A 14,713-nucleotide genomic window follows, 5' to 3' on the forward strand; every position below is an offset into this window, starting at 1 on the left:
CCCTGCTGGGCCCGACGATACAGTCCCGTGTCACCGCGGACGGCGGGACTCGCCCTGCTCTAGTTCGAGGATCGCTCCGCTTCGGTACCGCGGTCCGCCCGGCGGAGCCGGCGGCCGGACTCGCGGTAGACCTGCGCGCAGAAGGCGACGAGCAGGAGGGCATGCGCCATGTCGCCGCCGTAATACATGAGCTGGGCTGCCTGCTCCGTATCGGGGGGCAGCCCGTCCCGGTCCGCGACGGCGTACAGGTGCTTGGCCACGATCCCGTGCACGGCGATCGACACCACGAGGGCTCCGGCCCCGACCCTGACGGGGGCACGGTGCGGATGAGGATCGATGCCGACGACGGCATAGGTGAACAGAGTGCCGGACACCACGAAGTGCACGTGGAGAAGCGGCCCGAGGGCGGGATGGTGCAGCAGCGCGAACCCCGCCCCGTCCCAGTACAGGAGCGCCATGGGCGCCGTCGCCAGGAGCATCGCGGGAACGGGATGGGCGAGCAGCCGTAGCGCCGGGGCACGGACGAGCCTGCTGTACGCGCGTCCCACCCGGGCCGGCACCGCCCGCAGGAGGACGGTGCCGGGCGCGCCGAGGACGAGCAGCAGCGGGACGACCATCCCCAGCACCAGATGGACGGCCATGTGGCCGGTGCTGCTCGTAGCGGCGGCGTGTGCGAGCGGCCCGGCGGTCACGGCGAGCCCGAGCGCCGTCCCGGACAGCCAGGCGATCGAGTGCCGCAGAGGGAGGGCGTCGCGTCCGCGCAGGGCGGCCGCACGCCCTGCGGCGAGGTACAGGACGGCGAGGCAGAGCCAGACGACGACGGCAACGGTGTCGAGCGCGGCGACGGCAGGGTCGCCGACGCCGGTCGTCAGGGAGCCGGAGTGGTGCGGACCCTCAGCCACGGTCCGCGGCGTCGCCCCTGCGTCCGGCTCGACCGGCCGTCCGGAGCACCAGGAGGCCGGCGAGCAGGAACGCCGCGGCGGCCCCGTTCCACAGCAGGTCGTACGGAAGGAGGTCCACGCCGTAGCGGATCTGGTGCAGGTCCAGGATCTTGTGGTGCATCAGGCCGTCGTACAGCTGGAAAGCGCCGATGCCCACGAGGGTTCCGCCCACCCAGCGCCGGGTGTCCAGTGCGTTGCGGCGCCGGAGGTCGGCGAACAGGAAGAGCGATGCCACGGTCGCGAACCAGCTGAAGGCGTGGAAGAGCCCGTCCGATACGAGGCCGGCGTCGGGGGTGGACCGGTCGTAGAAGTGGTGCCAGTGGAGCAGTTGGTGGAACACGGCCTCGTCGATGAAGGCGATGATCCCGCAGCCGAACAGGATTCCCACCAGCACGTTGCGGCGCTCGAGGAGGCCCGCGCGGGAGCGTGGAGCCGCGGCGGGCGGCCGGCCGGATGCAGCCATGGTGATCCCTCTGGTCGGTGGGCGGGTCGGGGTCCAGCGTGCCAGTGGACGCGGGGTGTGGTCCACCGCGTCTCCGGGCGGGCGGACACCGGCGGCCTGATGGTAGGACCAGCGTCACGGCGCGTATCGCAACCCGCGCCCGGCTGACCCGGTTGTTCTCAGGAGGCTTTCTCGTCGTACCACCAGTGCGCGTCCGCGCGCGGCGACCGGCGGGCGGCAGGCAGGGCCACCACGACGGCGCCCCCGCGCGGGTGCGTGAGGAGCATCCGGATCCCCGCCAGCAGCGCGGCGGGGATGGACACGAGGATGGCGACGGCGAGGGCGTACACCGCGAGGGCCAGATGGACGGGGGAGTGGTGCAGCCCCGCCAGGAGGGCGCCGCTGCCGAGCCACAGCCACACCCAGAAGAGGCCGATCACGAACAGCACGGAGCGGGCACGCCGGTACCGCAACGGATGGTGCACCCGGCTACGCGCCATATCGCTCTCCCCAGACTGATCCCTCGGACCCGCACGGCAGGACCACAGGAGAAAAGACTAGACCGGCATGGCGACTCCTCCGGCGATTCGAGACCGAATCGATACCGGACCACAGCCGGCCTCCTACAGGGTCAGTGCGGCCCCCGGGAGATCCGCGTGCGCGGTGCCCTCGCCGAGCAACCGGACGTGGTCCGGGTTGAGGTCCCCGATGCGGTTCACACCGAGGAGCTGCATGGTGCGGGCCGTCTGCGTGCCGAGGATCTCGATGGTGCGGTCCACGCCCCGGCGTCCCCCGGCCATGAGCCCGTACAGGTAGGCCCGGCCGATCAGGGTGAAGTCGGCCCCGAGGGCCACGGCGGCCACGATGTCCCCGCCGCTCATGATGCCCGTGTCGAGGATGATCGCCGTCTTGCCCTTCAGTTCGGCGGCGACGCGCGGCAGCAGGTGCAGTGGGACGGGCGCGCGGTCCAGCTGGCGCCCACCGTGGTTGGAGAGGATGATGCCGTCGGCGCCGTGGTCCACCGCCTTCCTGGCGTCGTCGAGCGTCTGGATGCCCTTCACCACGAGGTTCCCCTTCCACACGCTGCGCAGCCAGTCGAGGTCCTCGAACGTGAGGGTGGGATCGAACATCGAGTCGATGAGGTCCGCCACCGTGCCGGAGTAGCGCGAGAGGGAGGCGAAGGACAACGGCTCGTGGGTGAGGAAGTTGAACCACCAGGCCGGCCGGTAGGAGGCATCCACGACGGTCTTCAGGGTCAGCGCGGGCGGGATGGTCATCCCGTTCCGGACGTCCCGGAGCCGCGCCCCGGCCACGGCGGTGTCCACGGTGACCATGAGGGTGTCGTTACCGGCGGCGGCGGCGCGGGCGATGAGCTCCAGGGAGCGGTCGCGGTCCGTCCACAGGTACAGCTGGAACCAGTTGCGTCCGTCCGGCGCCGCCCGGGCCACATCCTCGATGGACGCGGTGCCCATGGTCGAGAGCGTGTAGGGGATGCCCGCCGCGGCTGCCGCCCGCGACCCGGCGTACTCGCCCTCGGACTGCATCATGCGGGTGAAGCCGGTGGGGGCGATCCCGAACGGCAGTGCGGAGTCCCGTCCGAGGATCGGGGTGACGGTGCTGACCGTCTCCACGTCCCGCAGGATGCCCGGCCGGAACTCGATGTCGAGGAACGCCTGGCGGGCACGCGCCAGGGAGATCTCGGCTTCCGCCGCACCGTCCGTGTAGTCGAACGGTGCGGTGGGGGTGCGCCGTTTGGCCAGATCGCGGAGATCCCAGACGGTGTTGGCCCGCTGGAGGCGCGCGGTGGTGCCGAGCCCGGGCTTCTTGAACTGCATGAGCGGGGCCAGGTCCGCGACCCGGGGGAGCCTGCGCCGCAGGGCGGGGGGAACGGTTGCTTTCGGGGGAGTCTGCATGGTCTGCCTTTGCTCGTCGTCGGGCCGCGGTCCACCCATCACCGGGGGGCGCCGGGGTGAGGTCAGGCCACAGATCCTACGGTGTGTGGTCCTACCACACAAGCTATGCTGGCCGCATGCGTACTCACCAGGCGGTCTCTGCATGGCTCGAGCAGGAACTCGCGGCGGGACGGCTGGCCATCGGCTCACGCCTGCCGGGGGAGCGCGCGATGGCCGAGCAGCTCGGGATCTCCCGCGCGTCCGTGCGTGAGGGGACGCGGGTCCTGGAGGCGCTCGGCGTCGTCCGCGCCGGGGTGGGCTCCGGTCCGCAGGCGGGGACGGTCATCACCGGCAATCCCGCACTGGCGCTGGACTCCGCCCTGCGGCTGCACGTCGCGAGCGCGCACCTGCCCGTCAGGGACGTCGTCGAGACGCGGCTGCTGCTCGAGACGTGGGCGGCGGCCCATGCCTCGCCGGACTCGCCCGCCCTGGCGCGCGCAGCCCTCCTCCTCGACGAGATGGACCGGCACGACGACGGCCCGGACGGTTTCCTGGAGCGCGACTCCCTCTTCCACGTGGCCCTCGCGGAGGCTGCGGGCAACGTCCTGATCGGCGCCATGATGGGATCGCTGCGCGGATCGATCGCGGCGTACACGCAACGGCTCACCGCTGGACTCCCCGACTGGGGTGCCACCTCCGACCGCCTCCGGCGGGAACACCGCGCCATCCTCGAGGCGGTGCTGTCGGGCCGGGGCGGGACCGCAGCGGAACTGGTCCGCTCCCATATCGAGGGCTTCTACCGCGAGGCCGGCGTCGCCCAGGATGCAAGCGCTTCCCCCCGGCAGGCGACCCTTTCCCCGGGGATGCCCGAGATCTAGACTGCAGGAGTCTGGTCGAGCAGCGGGCCACCGACCTCGACGTGGAGCAGGCCATGGAACATCTCCCTCACATCCTCGAACACCCCACCGTGCTGCGGGACGGGGCGCCCGTCCCGGAGAGTCGGCGCGCCGTCCTCCCCGGGATCCTCCCCGGCGCGGCCCCCGACGTCCCGGACGACCTCCGGGGCGTGTCGACCCGCCGGCTGCGGATCATCTGCAACCATGCCTACCAGCTCCTGGACCATGACTGCCCGTCCGCCGAGAGCCGGGAGCGGTACGAGGCCGTCGTCGAGGAGCTCGAGTGGCGGGAGGCCCATGCGGAGCAGCTGACCGCGGAGGGCCCGCCGTCGAGGTTCCGCGACACCGCCGTGGTCATCACGTTCATGCCGCGCGCACTGCGCCGTCGGCTCCGGCGGCCCGGGGCGGCCCGCGCCGCAGGACGGGATCGCCGGTGACGTCCGCCGAGGTCCTGTCCGACGCCTTCGGCCGGCTGCCCGACCTCGTCCGCGGCGCCGTGCGCGGCCTCGATGCGGACGAGTTGTCCGCCCGTCCGGGCGGCTCAGCGAACTCGATCGCCTGGCTCATCTGGCACCTGACCCGCGTGGAGGACAGCCACCTCGCGGAAGCATTCGGTCACGAGCAGGTGTGGCTGGCCGACGGCGTCGCCGACCGCTGGGACCTCCCGCTGGATCACGGGGACACCGGCTACGGTCACTCGGGGGACGAGGTCGACGCCGTCCGCGTGGACTCCGCCCAGCAGCTGCTGGACTACTTCGACGCGGTCCACCGGCTCGCACGGGACCTCGTGGCGGGCGTGGACGAGCAGCACCTGCACCGGGTGGTCGACGAGGGGTGGGATCCGCCGGTCACCCTGCTCGTCCGGCTCGTGAGCGTCCTCGACGACGCCGTGCAGCACGCCGGCCAGGCCGCCTACGCCCGGGGCATCATCCTCGCCGACCGGCCCTAGCCGAGGCCCGTCTGCCGCAGCGTGACGTTCAGCCGCCCCTCGAAGCCGATGCCGGCCGGCGCCGTCCCGGGCAGGGTCCGCAGGACACCGTGGTAGGCGAAGCGCGAGGGGCCGCCGAAGACGAACAGATCGCCGGACGCCAGCTGCACGTCCTGCCAGGGCCGGTTCCGGTTCTCGGTGTTGCCGAAGCGGAACACGCACGCCGCACCGAGACTCAGTGAGACGACCGGCGCGTTCGTCCGCTCCTCCCGGTCCTGGTGCATGCCCATCCGGGCCGCGTCGTCGTAGTAGTTCACGAGGGCGGCGTCGGGCTCGTAGGAGGAGCCGGCGTCCTCCCCGTAGGCTGCCGTCACGGCGTCGCGCCCCAGCGTGCGCAGCACCTCCGGGAAGGGTGCGACGGCGGCGCCGCCGACGTCGTCGGCCGTGCGGCTGTACCGGTAGGGCAGCCAGTGCCAGCCGAGGCTCACGCTCTTCACCGACATGACGCCGCCGGTCGGCATGGTCACCGCGCGCATCGGGACCGGCCCGCTCGCCCACGTGCGGCAGAGGCCCACCAGGCGGCGCTGCTGATCCGGGTCCAGCCAGTCGGGGATGTGCACGGCGCCGGGCGCGAGCTGCCGCCGCGGGCGGGGAATCAGGGCGTCGAACGGATCGGTCACCCCACCATTGTGCTCGGGAAACCCACGCCGTTCGTTGAAGCAATCTTCGGTCCCTGCCCGGTACTGCATCGAGGTGGGCGCGAAAGACTCGGATCAGGCACCGGCACCAGAGGGTGTCCCCCATTCCCCGAGAGGACCGAACGAGATGACGCCTGCACTACGTGCGCCCGAGGCCGAGCCGGTGGAGTACGCCCCGCGGGGCCGGTTCGACCGCGTGGTGGGCCTGGTCATCGCGGGCATCGTGATCGTCGCGGCGGCACTCCTGTGGCTCGCGGTCGCAGCGAACGGCCCGGAACCGGCGATCGCCGACTCGCAGGATGCCGTGATCGGCATCTGGCGCATCCTCTACAACGCGGACGCCCCGGACACCAGCGTCATCCTCGCGGCCATCGCCCTCGCCCTGCTGGCGGCGGCCGGGCTGGCCCTGCTGGAGCAGCGCATCGTCACCAGGTCCCGCCGCTCGATGAACCCGACCCACCAGCCGCTCGCGCCCAAGGTCGTCATGGAAGCGACCCGCGGCGTGTTCGCGGGCGCCGTCACCGTGACCGTGCTGATCCCGGCGCACAACGAGGAGGCGTCCCTCCCGCAGACCATCGCCTCGCTGCAGGGCCAGTCGCACCGGCCCGAGCGGATCATCGTCGTCGCCGACAACTGCACGGACGCCACCGTCCGCCTGGCCCGCGAGGCCGGGGTGGAGGTCATCGAGTCCGTGGACAACACGGGCAAGAAGGCCGGCGCCCTCAATCAGGCCCTGACGGTGGTCCTGCCGCAGCAGGGCGACAACGACGTCGTGATGATCATGGACGCGGACACCCAGCTCGACGACGGCTTCCTCGCCAACGCCGTGCAGCGGTTCGCCGCGGACCGCGCACTCATGGCCGTGGGCGGGCTGTTCCACGGCGAGGAGGGCCACGGCCTGATCGGCCAGTTCCAGCGCAACGAGTACATCCGGTACGCCCGCCAGATGCGGCGCCGTCGTGGCCGCGTGTTCGTGCTCACCGGCACCGCCTCGCTCTTCCGGCCCGTCGCCCTCCGCACCGTCGCCGCCAGCCGCAACCGCACGATCCCCGGCACTCCCGGCGACGTCTACGACACGGCGGCCCTGACCGAGGACAACGAACTGACGATCGCGCTGAAGTCCCTGGGCGGTCTCATGGTCTCCCCGCAGGACTGCACGGTGGTCACGGAGCTCATGCCGTCCTGGCGGACCCTGTGGAACCAGCGCCTGCGCTGGCAGCGCGGTGCCCTCGAGAACATCGGGGCCTACGGCATCACCCCCACCACCCTGCGCTACTGGGCGCAGCAGCTGGGCATCGGCTACGGGGTGATCGCGCTCGGCGCCTACCTGGGGCTGATCCTCCTGACCGTCGTGTCCCTCGAGTCGTGGATCTGGTTCCCGTTCTGGCTGGGACTCGGCCTGCTCTTCACCATCGAGCGGGTCCTCGGGGCCTGGAAGGGCGGCTGGAGGGCGCGCCTGCTCGCTGCCGCGCTCCTGCCCGAGCTCCTCTTCGACATGTTCCTCAACGTCGTGTGGGTCAAGGGCATCATCGACATCTCCTTCGGCCGCCAGGCCAACTGGAAGCACCTCTCCCACACCGCACCCGCCGCCGACCTCGCACCCCAGGAAGCCTGAACCATGACCCCCACCGCCGTAGGGCCTATCGTGCGGGGCGGCCTGCTCCTGCCGGAGGCCGTCCTCTCCAGCAGCCTGTTCTCCGTCCTCGCCGCCTTCGTCGCCATCAACACCGTCATCTACGCCTCCCTGGCGCTGGCGAACATCCTACCGAAGATCTACCCCACGGACTGGGTGACGGACCGCAACCGCCGCACCGAGACCCGGAGCATCTACCCCGACGCGGAGGCCTGAAGCGCCGCCGGAACGCCCGCCGGCGTCCGTTCCCCGGCCTCGATCGCAGCGTCGACGACGTTCCCGCCCACCGGCGCCGGGCACGTCCCGTAGGCCGTGAAGGCGCTCGGATAGTTGATCGCCCGGTTGAAGTCCAGGGCCACGCTCCCGTCCGGGCGGGGCCGGCGCGTGGTCAGCTTCCGCCAGTCCGCGGTGCTGACGCCGTTGGTTGCATCGTGGAAGGTGATCGAGAGCGCGCCGGCCGCGTCCTGGGCGGCGCGGAGCCGGAACCGGCGGTGGTCCCCGGGAAGGGAGAAGACCACCTCGCCGGCCGTTCCGTGGGTTCCCGGCACGTCCGGGTGGGCGGTGGCGATCGGCTCGAGCAGGGGCTCCGCATACGGTTCGAACCGTCCCTCCACCACGAGGTCGGGCCGGTAGTCGAAGGTCGGCACGCCGGTGAAGCCGGTCAGCGCGGGCGAGGAGGCATCCCTGGTCCGGAGGGCGTAGCGGCCGGCGCGCCGCGCGAGTTCGACGACGACGCGGCGTCCGTCCTCCCCGCCGTGGCCCACCCACAGCAGCGACTCCTCGTCGTCGAGGGTCGCCGTGATTGTCCCCTCGACCGGTCCGCCGTCGGCGAGGTCGGTCAGGCCGTCCGGGGCCCCGGCGGTCAGCCGGGCGGTGTCGCCCGCGGAGGACCAGAGGCCGGGCACGCCGTCGACCGGTGCCGGTTCCCCGCCGAGCCACTGGAAGGACGTCAGGCTCAGCCAGCCGTGCTCCTCGGCGAGGGCGGCGTCACGGGCGTCACGGAACCGGCGCCAGCGTTCCTCCGGGGTCCTGCTGTTCATGGGTGCTCCTTGCTCGGCGGGTCGAGGGCTGTAACCTCCCGACGGGGCGCAGGATTCCCCGGCCCCGTATCTCCCCGGCGGTTTCTCTGAGAAGATGGGCCTCCACGCGGCGCGGTCGGACCGGAGGACCAGGGATGAGTTCAGGAAAAGCAGTCGACGACGGCGCCGCGCCCGCCCCCGAGGCGCCGGCCGTCCCCGTCCCGAACCCCGGCGCCAGGGGCGGCGCACCCATGCTCCTGCCGCACCCGGACCAGCCGACGTGGCGCGAGGACTATCCGTACGAGAAGAAGATGACGGAGAAGGAGTACCAGGAGGCGAAGCGTGCCCTCCAGATCGAGCTGCTCAAGATGCAGGGGTGGGTCCGGGCGAACGAGGCCAAGATCGCCCTGATCTTCGAGGGGCGTGATGCTGCCGGCAAGGGCGGGACCATCAAGCGCTTCATGGAGAACCTCAACCCCCGCGGGGCGAGGATCGTCGCCCTCGACAAGCCGAGCGACAGGGAGAGGACGCAGTGGTACTTCCAGCGCTACGTCTCCACGCTCCCCTCGGGCGGCGAGATCGTGCTGTTCGACCGCTCCTGGTACAACCGGGCGGGGGTGGAGCGCGTCATGGGGTTCTGCTCCCCCACGGAGTACCTCGAGTTCATGCGGCAGGCCCCCGAGTTCGAGCGCATGCTCGTCCGCAGCGACACGCACCTCACCAAGTTCTGGTTCTCGGTGTCGCAGGAGGAGCAGCGCCGCCGATTCGCCAAGCGCCACACGGACCCGGTGCGCCGCTGGAAGCTCAGCCCGATGGACCTGCAGTCCCTCGACAAGTGGGACGAGTACACGGCGGCCAAGGAGGCGATGTTCTTCTACACGAACACGGCGGACGCCCCGTGGACGGTCATCAAGAGCAACGACAAGAAGCGGGCCCGGATCGAGGCGATGCGCTACATCCTGTCCGTCCTCGACTACGACGAGAAGGACCACGACGTCGTCGGGACGCCCGACCCCCTGATCGTCGGGACGGGGCCGCACTCGGGCATGTTCGAGGCGGGCGAGCAGTCCACCCACCTGTTCCCCACGCTCTGACCTGCCGGTCAGCTACTGAGTCCGGCTAGCTGCTGCCGGTCAGCTGCTGAGTCCGGCAGTGGCGCTGAATCCCACGACGATGAGGACGACGAACAGGATGCCGGCCAGGAGCGCGAGCGCGTAGAGGGCTGTGACGATCCAGCCGAGGACCTTCCCGGCGGTCGCGGGCACGCCGAGGCGCTCCGCCTTCCGGGCCTGCCAGATGGCGAGCGGACCGAGGACGATGCCTGCCACGAAGAACCCCACGACGCCGAGGATCAGGGAGAGCTGGGCCGCCTTCTCGCCCTCCATCGTCTGGTACGAGGACTGGTAGAGGCCCGAGGGATAGTTGCCGGTCGGCTGGTAGGGGCTGCTGCCCGGCGGGTAGCCGCCGGGGGTGCCGTACCCGCCGGCGTTGCCGTAGGCGCCGCCGTCGTACGGGTTCTTGTGGCCGGGGGAGGGGAGTTCGCTGGGATACGGATCCTGGGACATCGTGGTTCTCCTGATCGGCTCGGCGGTTCCCGGCGACGCTACCCCGGGGACACCATCATCCCGCGTCCGGCGCGCCGGCGCACCTCATCCGGGCGCGGAGGTGTCGGCGTCCGCGCGCTGCCGCGCCCCGAGGCGGGAGTGCCGGTTGCCGTACGCGAAGTAGACGGTGAAGCCGAGGGCCAGCCAGCCGGCGAAGAACAGCCACGTGATGGTGGCGAGATTGAACATCAGGTAGAGGCACAGCAGGGCGGAGGCGATGGGGATGACCTTGCCGAACGGCACACGGAACGCCGGCGTCAGGTCAGGGCGCTTGTGGCGCAGGACGATGATCCCGAGGCTCACCGTGATGAAGGCCGACAGCGTGCCGATGTTGATCATCTCGGCGAGGACCTCCACCTGCGTGAAGCCGGCGAGGAGGGCGACGACGAGGCCGCAGAGCAGCTGCGTGCGGGCCGGCGTCCCGTGCCGGTCGGAGGTGCGGCTGAGGGTGCGCGGCAGCAGTCCGTCGCGGCTGAGGGCGAAGACCACGCGCGCCAGGCCCATCAGCAGCACCATGATCACGGTGGTCAGCCCGATGAGGCTGCCCACCGAGATGACGCCGGCGGCCCAGTCGGCGCCGACCAGCTGGAAGGCCGTGGCGAGGGACGGCGCGCCGGAGGCGCCGAGCTCGGTGTAGGGCACCATGCCGGTGACGACCAGAGTCACCAGGATGTAGAGGACGCTGACGACGGCGAGACCGGCGAAGATGCCGCGGGGCAGGGTGCGGCTCGGGTCCTTGACCTCCTCGGCGGAGGTGGCGACGACGTCGAACCCGATGAACGCGAAGAACACGAGCGCCGCGCCCGAGATGATGCCGGTGAAGCCGAAGGCGGCCGGGGTGGCCCCGCTGAGGAACGAGAGGAAGGGCTGCTCGGCCCACCCGGCGCCGCCGTCCGTGGCAGGCTCGGACGCCGGGACGAACGGCGAATAGTTCGCGGGGTCGACGTAGAAGAACCCGACGACGATCACGAACAGCACGATGCCGATCTTGATGACCGTGAACACGCTGTTGACCCGGGCGGAGAGCTTGGTGCCCCAGATCAGGACGGCGGTGAAGACCGCGACGATCAGCAGCGGGCCCCAGGCGAGGTCGACGCCCAGCAGGCTCACCTCCGCGGGGATGTCGAGGTCCAGGGCGCGGAACAGGTCGGAGAGGTAGACGCCCCAGAACTTCGCGATGACGGCGGCGGCCATGAGCAGTTCGAGGATCAGGTTCCAGCCGATGATCCAGGCGATCAGCTCACCCATGGTGGCGTAGGTGAAGACGTAGGCGCTCCCCGCGACGGGCAGAGCCGTCGCGAACTCGGCGTAGCACATGATCGCGAGGGCGCACGTGATCGCTGCCAGGACGAAGGAGATGGTCACCGCCGGGCCGGCGTTGAAGGCGGCGGCCTGGGCGCCCACCGAGAAGATGCCGGCGCCCACGGCGACGGCGACCCCCATCACCATGAGGTCCCACGTGGTGAGGGACCGCTTGAGGCCGCGCCCCTTCTCGTCGGAGTCCTTGATCGACTGCTCGATGGACTTGGTCCGGAAGAGGTCCATGGGTCTGGTCCTTCGGTGGGAGGGGTGTCGGCGGGGCCGCGGCCCCTGTCGAGGATAGGAGGTCGCGGGGCCCGCCGCACGTTCGTGACAGGAGCGGCGGGCCCCGGTGCCCGTGCGGGGCTAGGCCTGCTGCTGCTTCAGGAGGGCGTGGCGCGGGCTGTCCGGGTTCATGAGCGAGTGCTTCCGGCCGTAGAAGAAGTAGATGGCCAGGCCGATCAGGAGCCAGACGCCGAAGCGCAGCCAGGTCTCCCAGTGCAGCTGCAGCATCAGGAACAGCGATGCGAGGACGCCGAACGCGGGGACGATCGGCATCAGCGGCAGCCTGAACGTCCGCGGCACTTCGGGACGCGTACGCCGCAGCACGATGACCGCGACGCAGACGACGACGAACGCGGCGAGGATGCCGATGTTCGTGAGGTCGGCGACGGCGCGGATCGGGAACACACCGGCGAGCAGGGCCGAGGCGATGCCGGCGATCCAGGTGACGCGCTGCGGCGTGCCGCTGCGGTCCGTCGTCGAGAACCAGGCCGGCAGGAGCCCGTCGCGGCTCATGGAGAACCAGACGCGGGTGACGCCCAGGAGGAAGGTCAGCATCACGGTGAGGATGGAGATGACGGCGAAGGCCGAGATGATCGTCGCGACGACGGGGAGGCCTACGAACTGGAAGGCCGAGGCGAAGCCGGCGGTGGGGCTGATGTCCTTGTAGTTCTGCATCCCGGTGAGCACGAGGGTCGCCAGGACGTACAGGACCATCGCGATGAGCAGGGACAGGAGGATGGCCTTCGGCATGTGCTTCTTGCCGTCCTTGGCCTCCTCGGCGGCGGTGCTCATGGCGTCGTAGCCGAACACCGCGAAGAACACGGTGGCGGCCCCGGCGAACACGGCACCGAATCCGGACGGGACGAACGGCGAGTAGTTCTCGGCGTTCACGTAGAAGAAGCCGAGGCCCACGATGCCGAGGATGAGGAGGATCTTCAGCCCGACCGCGATGAGCTCGAAGCGGCCGAAGGTCTTGGTGCCGCGGCTGAGGATGAAGGTGACGAGCAGGCAGACCGCGACGGCGGGCAGGTTGACCACGCCGCCCTCGATGGTGTCCGGGGTGCCCTGCATCCAGGTGGGGACGGTGATGCCGATGCCGGACATGAACTCGGTGAAGTACCCGGAGATGCCGATCGCCACGACGGCGACGATGGCGATGTACTCGAGGAGCAGGTCCCAGCCGATGAACCACCCGATGATCTCGCCGAGCGCCACGTAGCCGTAGGTGTAGGCGGAGCCGGCACGCGGGATCATCCCGGCGAACTCCGCGTAGGACAGTGCGGCGGCCGCACTGGCCAGGCCTGCGATGAGGAACGAGATCAGGACGGCCGGGCCCACCGGCGTGCCGCCGGGGCCGCCGTTGGCGACGAGTCCGGCGAGCGTGAAGATCCCGACGCCGATGATGCCGCCCACGCCGATGGCCGTCAGCTGCCAGAGGCCGAGGCTCTTGAACAGGCCGGAGCGGCCCGTCTCGTCCTCGACGTTGTCGATCGGCTTGCGCCGCAACACCGATTGTGTGCCCTGCAGGGCTGAGTTGTCCGACATCATCGTCCGTTTCCGAGAGGGGGCTGCCTGTGTGGCACCACCCAGTATGAGGTGGCCCGTTGATGGGGGGAAATCACTATTCCTGACCGGAATCCGTCAGTTCTGCTGATCCTTCGGCGGCCGACCGGCGACGGACGCCGTCGAGGACGAGGCCGAGGTACCGTTCGAACCCGGTGTCCGGGACCGCGGCGCCGGCCTCGGGAGGCAGCGAGCCCAGCATGCGGATGAGCACCAGCACGTCGTCCCCGGTGAGGTCCGGGCGTGCACCCTCGTGCCGCAGGCGTGCGGCGAAATCCTCCGCGGCCGGGGCGATCCGCCGCCGCAGCATCGCGAGCCCCGCGGACACGAAGCCGTCCTCGTGCAGGAGCTCCCGCAGTCCGCGGTCCTCGAGCTGCATGCGGGCGACCGCGCCGATGAACAGGCGCGCGGCCGCCCAGGGGTCCTCGAGCGCGAGGGCCCTGGAGACCGCGGCGTCGACGTCCGCCACGCGCTCCACCAGGACGGCCTCGATGAGCGTGCGGCGGTCGGGGAACCGGCGGTACACGGTCCCCACACCCACCCCGGCGTCGCGGGCGATGTCCTCGAAGCTGCAGTCCGCGCCGTGGACGGCGAACATGCGTCGGGCGGCGGCCAGGACCACCTCACGGTTGTGCCGGGCATCCCGCCGGAGCGGCCGCGGGCCGGGCACTGCGCCCACGTTGGGCGCGGAGTGCTCAGACGGGCGCATCACGGGAGGCTGACCGGTGCAGGCGGAACGTCAGGTAGAGCCGGTGCGCGGTGATGACGACGGCGAGCCAGGCGACCCCGAGCGTCCAGGCGACCAGGACGTCCGTGAACCAGTGGTGCCCGAGGTAGACCCGGCTGAGGCCCATGGTCACGGCGAAGACGGCGGCGAGGGCGACGGTCAGGGTGCGGGTGCGCTTGCGGCGCTGCCGCAGGACGAGCAGGTACGCCACGATGCCGGCGATCACGACCGCGTTGAGGGAGTGCCCACTGGGGAACGACGGCGAGGACTCGTAGGGCGGGACCGCCAGGCCCACGGGCGGACGCAGGCGCCCGATCGCGTCCTTGCCGGCGACCGTCATCAGCAGGGATCCGAACGCCGCGGCCGGCAGCAGGATCACGGGTGTCCAGGAGCGGCGGCGGACGGCGAGCAGCACCATGATCGCGACGGCGAGGATCGGCATGCCGATCGGTCCGCCGATGTGGGTGTACCCGGTGACGACGGCGTCGAACCAGCCCTCGCGCAGCGACACGGCGAGATCCAGGGCCGGCTGGTCCAGGGCGGCGACGCCGTCGGCGTCCATCACCGATTCGTACACTTCGGCCGACGCCGCGGTGAGGGCCGCAGCCATCCCGCCGCCGATCGCGAGGAGGAGCAGCAGGGCCGCGTGCGGACCGGCCCACCGGACGAGGGGGCGGACACACCGCACGAGGAAGCGGCCCACCGGCGTCGTCCAGCGGGTGAGGTCTCGCGGGCCGACGTAGTGATCCTGATGCGCTGGCATCCACCGACTCTATGCTCCGCCCC

At 71.1% G+C, this 14,713-nt stretch carries 17 protein-coding genes; 6 read left to right on the plus strand and 11 right to left on the minus strand.

The features are described 5' to 3' along the window. Positions 1-59: 59 nt before the first annotated feature. The 4 genes from C4K88_RS13810 to C4K88_RS13825 form a co-directional block, all read right to left on the minus strand. Positions 60-902, minus strand: coding sequence for a cytochrome c oxidase assembly protein (locus C4K88_RS13810; protein WP_104122186.1), 843 nt, complete (start codon positions 900-902; stop codon positions 60-62). Continuing rightward, positions 895-1,404, minus strand: a complete 510-nt coding sequence (locus tag C4K88_RS13815; protein WP_104122187.1) for a DUF2243 domain-containing protein — start codon at positions 1,402-1,404, stop codon at positions 895-897. Before C4K88_RS13815 ends, C4K88_RS13810 begins: the two co-directional genes overlap by 8 nt. A gap of 158 nt (positions 1,405-1,562) precedes the next feature. Then, complete coding sequence (locus tag C4K88_RS13820; RefSeq protein WP_146065695.1) at positions 1,563-1,883, minus strand: hypothetical protein; 321 nt, start codon at positions 1,881-1,883, stop codon at positions 1,563-1,565. 123 nt (positions 1,884-2,006) lie between these two features. Continuing rightward, positions 2,007-3,296 (minus strand): alpha-hydroxy acid oxidase, encoded by a 1,290-nt coding sequence (locus C4K88_RS13825; RefSeq protein ID WP_167399055.1) that lies wholly within the window; start codon positions 3,294-3,296, stop codon positions 2,007-2,009. Positions 3,297-3,412: 116 nt separating this feature from the next. On the opposite strand from C4K88_RS13825, the gene C4K88_RS13830 reads away from it, so the two are divergent. Genes C4K88_RS13830 through C4K88_RS13840 form a run of 3 tightly spaced genes read left to right on the plus strand, consistent with a single transcriptional unit; the run spans position 3,413 to position 5,120 of the window. Continuing rightward, positions 3,413-4,153, plus strand: coding sequence for a FadR/GntR family transcriptional regulator (locus C4K88_RS13830; protein WP_104122190.1), 741 nt, complete (start codon positions 3,413-3,415; stop codon positions 4,151-4,153). Positions 4,154-4,206: 53 nt separating this feature from the next. Then, a complete protein-coding gene (locus C4K88_RS13835; RefSeq protein WP_146065696.1) occupies positions 4,207-4,608 on the plus strand; it encodes a hypothetical protein in 402 nt (133 codons plus the stop codon). Further along, complete coding sequence (locus C4K88_RS13840; RefSeq protein WP_104122192.1) at positions 4,605-5,120, plus strand: mycothiol transferase; 516 nt, start codon at positions 4,605-4,607, stop codon at positions 5,118-5,120. Before C4K88_RS13835 ends, C4K88_RS13840 begins: the two co-directional genes overlap by 4 nt. Here the strand turns inward: C4K88_RS13840 and C4K88_RS13845 are convergent. Then, entirely contained in the window at positions 5,117-5,779 is a 663-nt protein-coding gene (locus C4K88_RS13845; RefSeq protein ID WP_241521936.1) for an alpha-ketoglutarate-dependent dioxygenase AlkB family protein, read from the minus strand. The two genes, C4K88_RS13840 and C4K88_RS13845, sit on opposite strands and share 4 nt — an antisense overlap. A 145-nt stretch (positions 5,780-5,924) precedes the next feature. On the opposite strand from C4K88_RS13845, the gene C4K88_RS13850 reads away from it, so the two are divergent. Together C4K88_RS13850 and C4K88_RS13855 are read left to right on the plus strand one after the other, a co-directional pair. Beyond that, the gene (locus C4K88_RS13850) at positions 5,925-7,412 is read left to right on the plus strand and encodes a glycosyltransferase family 2 protein (protein WP_104122194.1); all 1,488 of its coding nucleotides are present in this window, start codon (positions 5,925-5,927) and stop codon (positions 7,410-7,412) included. A 3-nt stretch (positions 7,413-7,415) separates the two neighbouring features. Then, positions 7,416-7,646, plus strand: a complete 231-nt coding sequence (locus tag C4K88_RS13855) for a hypothetical protein (protein WP_241521938.1) — start codon at positions 7,416-7,418, stop codon at positions 7,644-7,646. Here C4K88_RS13855 and C4K88_RS13860 read toward each other — a convergent pair. Then, positions 7,625-8,470 (minus strand): DUF1684 domain-containing protein, encoded by an 846-nt coding sequence (locus C4K88_RS13860; RefSeq protein ID WP_104122195.1) that lies wholly within the window; start codon positions 8,468-8,470, stop codon positions 7,625-7,627. The two genes, C4K88_RS13855 and C4K88_RS13860, sit on opposite strands and share 22 nt — an antisense overlap. A gap of 134 nt (positions 8,471-8,604) precedes the next feature. Here C4K88_RS13860 and ppk2 point away from each other — a divergent pair, with 134 nt between their 5' ends. After that, entirely contained in the window at positions 8,605-9,543 is a 939-nt protein-coding gene (gene ppk2, locus C4K88_RS13865) for a polyphosphate kinase 2 (RefSeq protein WP_104122196.1), read from the plus strand. Between the two features lie 39 nt (positions 9,544-9,582). On the opposite strand, the gene C4K88_RS13870 is transcribed toward ppk2, so the two are convergent. The 5 genes from C4K88_RS13870 to C4K88_RS13890 all read right to left on the minus strand — a co-directional run bounded on the left by C4K88_RS13870 (position 9,583) and on the right by C4K88_RS13890 (position 14,690). After that, on the minus strand, positions 9,583-10,014 hold the full coding sequence (locus C4K88_RS13870) for a DUF4190 domain-containing protein (protein ID WP_104122197.1): 432 nt from the start codon (positions 10,012-10,014) through the stop codon (positions 9,583-9,585). An 84-nt stretch (positions 10,015-10,098) separates the two neighbouring features. Then, the gene (locus tag C4K88_RS13875) at positions 10,099-11,598 is read right to left on the minus strand and encodes an APC family permease (protein ID WP_104122198.1); all 1,500 of its coding nucleotides are present in this window, start codon (positions 11,596-11,598) and stop codon (positions 10,099-10,101) included. 120 nt (positions 11,599-11,718) lie between these two features. Then, complete coding sequence (locus C4K88_RS13880; RefSeq protein ID WP_241521940.1) at positions 11,719-13,185, minus strand: amino acid permease; 1,467 nt, start codon at positions 13,183-13,185, stop codon at positions 11,719-11,721. 73 nt (positions 13,186-13,258) lie between these two features. Continuing rightward, a complete protein-coding gene (locus tag C4K88_RS13885) occupies positions 13,259-13,909 on the minus strand; it encodes a TetR/AcrR family transcriptional regulator (protein ID WP_104122199.1) in 651 nt (216 codons plus the stop codon). Next, entirely contained in the window at positions 13,896-14,690 is a 795-nt protein-coding gene (locus C4K88_RS13890) for a phosphatase PAP2 family protein (protein WP_104122200.1), read from the minus strand. Before C4K88_RS13890 ends, C4K88_RS13885 begins: the two co-directional genes overlap by 14 nt. Between the last annotated feature and the right edge of the window lie 23 nt (positions 14,691-14,713).

Origin of the sequence: Arthrobacter pityocampae, from assembly GCF_002927275.1 — a bacterium.
In the GTDB taxonomy this organism is placed as follows: Bacteria; Actinomycetota; Actinomycetes; order Actinomycetales; family Micrococcaceae; genus Arthrobacter_D; species Arthrobacter_D pityocampae.

Bases quoted from the DNA above. Each gene is read 5' to 3' on its own strand.
- C4K88_RS13850 (WP_104122194.1), top strand. From the start codon at position 5,925: ATGACGCCTGCACTACGTGCGCCCGAGGCCGAGCCGGTGGAGTACGCC.
- ppk2 (WP_104122196.1), top strand. From the start codon at position 8,605: ATGAGTTCAGGAAAAGCAGTCGACGACGGCGCCGCGCCCGCCCCCGAG.
- C4K88_RS13835 (WP_146065696.1), top strand. From the start codon at position 4,207: ATGGAACATCTCCCTCACATCCTCGAACACCCCACCGTGCTGCGGGAC.
- C4K88_RS13880 (WP_241521940.1), bottom strand. From the start codon at position 13,185: ATGATGTCGGACAACTCAGCCCTGCAGGGCACACAATCGGTGTTGCGG.
- C4K88_RS13860 (WP_104122195.1), bottom strand. From the start codon at position 8,470: ATGAACAGCAGGACCCCGGAGGAACGCTGGCGCCGGTTCCGTGACGCC.
- C4K88_RS13890 (WP_104122200.1), bottom strand. From the start codon at position 14,690: ATGCCAGCGCATCAGGATCACTACGTCGGCCCGCGAGACCTCACCCGC.
- C4K88_RS13825 (WP_167399055.1), bottom strand. From the start codon at position 3,296: ATGCAGACTCCCCCGAAAGCAACCGTTCCCCCCGCCCTGCGGCGCAGG.
- C4K88_RS13870 (WP_104122197.1), bottom strand. From the start codon at position 10,014: ATGTCCCAGGATCCGTATCCCAGCGAACTCCCCTCCCCCGGCCACAAG.
- C4K88_RS13815 (WP_104122187.1), bottom strand. From the start codon at position 1,404: ATGGCTGCATCCGGCCGGCCGCCCGCCGCGGCTCCACGCTCCCGCGCG.
- C4K88_RS13830 (WP_104122190.1), top strand. From the start codon at position 3,413: ATGCGTACTCACCAGGCGGTCTCTGCATGGCTCGAGCAGGAACTCGCG.
- C4K88_RS13885 (WP_104122199.1), bottom strand. From the start codon at position 13,909: ATGCGCCCGTCTGAGCACTCCGCGCCCAACGTGGGCGCAGTGCCCGGC.
- C4K88_RS13855 (WP_241521938.1), top strand. From the start codon at position 7,416: ATGACCCCCACCGCCGTAGGGCCTATCGTGCGGGGCGGCCTGCTCCTG.
- C4K88_RS13820 (WP_146065695.1), bottom strand. From the start codon at position 1,883: ATGGCGCGTAGCCGGGTGCACCATCCGTTGCGGTACCGGCGTGCCCGC.
- C4K88_RS13875 (WP_104122198.1), bottom strand. From the start codon at position 11,598: ATGGACCTCTTCCGGACCAAGTCCATCGAGCAGTCGATCAAGGACTCC.